Source organism: Marinimicrobium sp. UBA4509, assembly GCF_002388575.1.
Lineage (GTDB): Bacteria > Pseudomonadota > Gammaproteobacteria > Pseudomonadales > Cellvibrionaceae > Marinimicrobium > Marinimicrobium koreense.
Genome location: NZ_DGMV01000021.1, coordinates 1 through 3,479, shown reverse-complemented (window position 1 = coordinate 3,479; position 3,479 = coordinate 1). Strand labels below are relative to the sequence as shown.

The following is a 3,479-nucleotide window of genomic DNA, read 5'->3' as shown; positions in this document are numbered from 1 at the left end:
TTGACTGAGTTATGAGAGGTCGGATTAGGCCAAAGGCCGTAATCCGACAACCCCAAAGCGATCCCGTATTAAAGCGAATTCAGGAAGCTGAGCAAGTCCTGCTTATCCGAGGCAGACAACGCCTGATAAGCATTCTTCGCCGCCTGCCCTTCTCCACCGTGCCACAAAATCGCCTCCTCTACGGAGCGAGCGCGACCGTCGTGCAGATAGCTGTGCTCCGGCGTGCAGACCTCGTTACCCTGACCACCTGTGGGGTTTTCCACACCGCCGGTCACACAGGCCGACAGACCCAGGCCCCACAAAGGCGGCGTGCGCCACTCGGACCCAGTGGCTTCACCTTCGCCCAGATTATCCGCCAAACCCGGCCCCATATCGTGCAGCAACATGTCCGTATAGGGGTAAATGGTCTGATCGCGCAGCTCCGCCAACGGATGATACTCGCTGGTCTGGTAGCTGGGTGTATGGCATCCCGCACAGCCGACCGTATCGAACAGCTGTTCGCCATTCTGCACCGCCGGATCATCATAGTTGCGCTGCGGGCGAACACCCAGCAGGGCAATGTATTTCACCAGATCATCCAGATGCTCGTCGGCCAGTTCGCTGCCCGTACTGCCGCAGTCAGTCTGATTGGCCCCGCAATCCGGCTCGGGCAGCACCGAGGTCATCACACCCATATCGGTGTTGAAGGCGCTGGCCAACTGGTGTTTGACGCTAACGGTACCCGCTTTCCAACCAAAGCGTCCGAGTCGGGTATCGCCGGTTTCCGGGTCCAGCACACGGCTGGGGCGACCGGAAATACCATCACCATCCGCATCGTCCGGGTCGGCCTGAGCCAGAATCGCGGATTCGGGAATGGCCTCAAGCAGACCAATACCCACAAGATTGGGCGCGATACGCGCGGAGAATCGGTCGGGCACCGCACCGCTAAACTGGTAGTTGGGTGAGCGCAGGCCGTTCTCTTCGGTCCAGTAAGCGATGGACACGGTGCCCTCGCTGGTTGCACCGTCGCTCGTCTCCGACTGCAGAACCTGCCCGAGGTCCGGGTCCGGAGAGCCGTCATCCGCCGCAACCTTAAAGGACCACTTATCCAGCGGTTCGCCCACCGGCGCCGGGGCCGCCCGACCATTGCGCTCATGACAACCGGCACAGCTGTCGTTGATGTAGTGAGGCCCTGCCAGGCCCACCATGTCGTTGAAGACGGGATTTTCAATCGGACGCTCGTCGTGGCGACCATCGTCAAAGGAGGTATGCAATACCCGCCGACCACGAACGAAGGGTTGACCATTGTCATAGCCCAGGTTGGTCGCCATCTGCATAAAATGGTTGTCCGTTTCACCCGAGGTCATTTCGTGAATGGTGGTATCACCACCCAACCAGGCGTGCTCCGGGATTTTGAAGGAGTCTTTCACGCCACCGAACGGGGTGGAGCCACCGACGTCCCAAGGCACCAGCCCCTCGCCCACGATATAGAGGTAAGTGGTGCCGTAGTAGTTCGCACGGCCATTGGGCACGCTGGCATCCAGGAATTGGCTGATCTCAAACTCCAGTTTGTCGCCGACCTGAATCGGACGGCCTTCACGGCAGTTATGGCTGCGCTCTTTGTAGTAATTCAGGTTGTCGACCACCACCATGGTGCCGTTGTCGCAATACTCGGCCACGGTACCCACACCCCGATAGAACCAGCGATTTTCGGCCTCGGTATTACTGAGCATAAACTCGGTGCGCACATTCATCCGCACGGTATCGCCGCCCTTTGCGACCTCGTCAATGATTTCAATGGCCGCAGTACGATCCTCCCAGTAAAAGCTCAGATAATGATCGTAGGCCTGGAACTGATCTTCTTTGGCGTGACGGTCCCGGGCCCGATCCGCAAAGCGGGTAATCAGCGCGGTGTCGGTTTCGTACTGCACCACCGGCTCCAGGGTCGTGGTGGCGTCATACAGCGGCGTAATATCGCCAAGGCTGACCGATGAGCTGCTGGAACTGCTCTGGCTGACGCTGGAGCTTTCGGAGCTGCTCTGATCACTGCTTGAACTGGAGCTGCTTTCACTACTGCTTGAACTCGGCTCGCTGCTACTGGAGCTGCTCGAAGAGCTGCTGCTTCCCGTGCTGCCACTGAAGGTGTGGCTGATCCAACCGGTGCTGCGACCGACGCCGTCGGCAATCACCGTAAACGATGCGTTGACCACATCGCCGGGCAACAGGTTCGGCAGGTCGTAATACCAGCCATTGCTGTCCTGTTGCATCCGGACATTCTGCTGACCACCACCATTTACCGTGTAGTGGATGTCCACGATATCGCCCTCGCTGACGCGGGCTCGCAGGGTGGTGGCGTCCAGTTCCTGGAAACAACCGTCGGCACAGCCGGCAGGCGCGGTTTGGGGCTCACTGCCGTACACCTCCAGTTCCCAGATGGAGTAGCCCCACTGGTTCCCCTGGCTGCGGGATATCCCGAAAATACGGACGTAACGATACTCATCGCTCACCGCCACCGTGTCGGTGCGATGCCCGAAGGTGCCACCGGTGCGGGTCGCCAGGGTGCTCCAGTTGGTGCCGTCATTGGAGCCACGGATTTCGTAGGTGTCCGCATTAGCGGCTTCCCAGTGAATCGCCACGTCGGACAGGTCATAGGCCTGGCCGAGATCAACCGTCAGATAGGACGGATCCGTTTGTGCCGCCGAGGCCCAGCGTGTGTTCATATCGCCATCCACGGCGTTGCTTGCCGGCAGATCCGCCGTGCTCGCAGAAACAGAGGCGTTCCGGGCAAGTTCCGTGGTCTGGGCACTGAGCGATGTGCTCAGGAGCAGAAAAAGCAGGGCTCCCCCGAGGGTGAGGCGGTGTTTCAGACTGTAGAGACGCATAATGTGGACCTCGCGCATGGCTATTATTGGTTATGGGTCCCGCTTACCTTAATCCCGACCGGGGACATCGTCGTCCCACTTTATGGGCGGTCATGAAAGTGGCCTGTGCCACCGGGAGCCCCCAAAAAGCACCGCCACTCCAGGTAAAATAGTCAGTATTGTCAATTGGTTACAAAAAAGATATCAACTTCCTGGTCGGTATTGACACCTCCGCTTTTGTGGACGGGTTCTCGGTTCACCGCCGGGCGTATTGATCACCCCGGGCATTCTGTTTATTCTTTTTGCCAAAGCAATAACATCAAAGACGGTCAAACCCCGTATGGACGTACCGATTTTCAGCGTGAACGACACCGTTCTGGTGGTGGCCGTACTGGAGTGCCTGTTGCTGGGCGCTTTACTCCTGTTCATCACCCAAATCCCGCTAGCCCAACGTCTGTTCTTGTCGTTATTCCTGCTGTCGCTGGGCGTGGACTTCCTGGACACCCTGATCTACTGGGCAGAGCCGCTGAAAGCACGCTGGCTGAGCGACCACCTGTACACCTTCTACGTCCTGAAGCCGCTCGGGCTGATGGCCGCGCCCGCGCTGTATCTGTACGTAAACATCCGGGTTCTAAGAAC

At 58.8% G+C, this 3,479-nt stretch carries 2 protein-coding genes; one reads left to right on the top strand and one right to left on the bottom strand.

The window, feature by feature from the left end; genetic code table 11:
• Positions 1-68: 68 nt before the first annotated feature.
• A complete protein-coding gene (locus tag B3520_RS02320; RefSeq protein ID WP_286807137.1) occupies positions 69-2,861 on the bottom strand; it encodes a di-heme oxidoredictase family protein in 2,793 nt (930 codons plus the stop codon).
• A 319-nt stretch (positions 2,862-3,180) separates the two neighbouring features.
• Between B3520_RS02320 and B3520_RS02315 the strand changes: the two genes are divergently transcribed.
• On the top strand, positions 3,181-3,479 hold a 299-nt coding region (locus B3520_RS02315; protein WP_286875320.1), incomplete at its 3' end, for a hypothetical protein.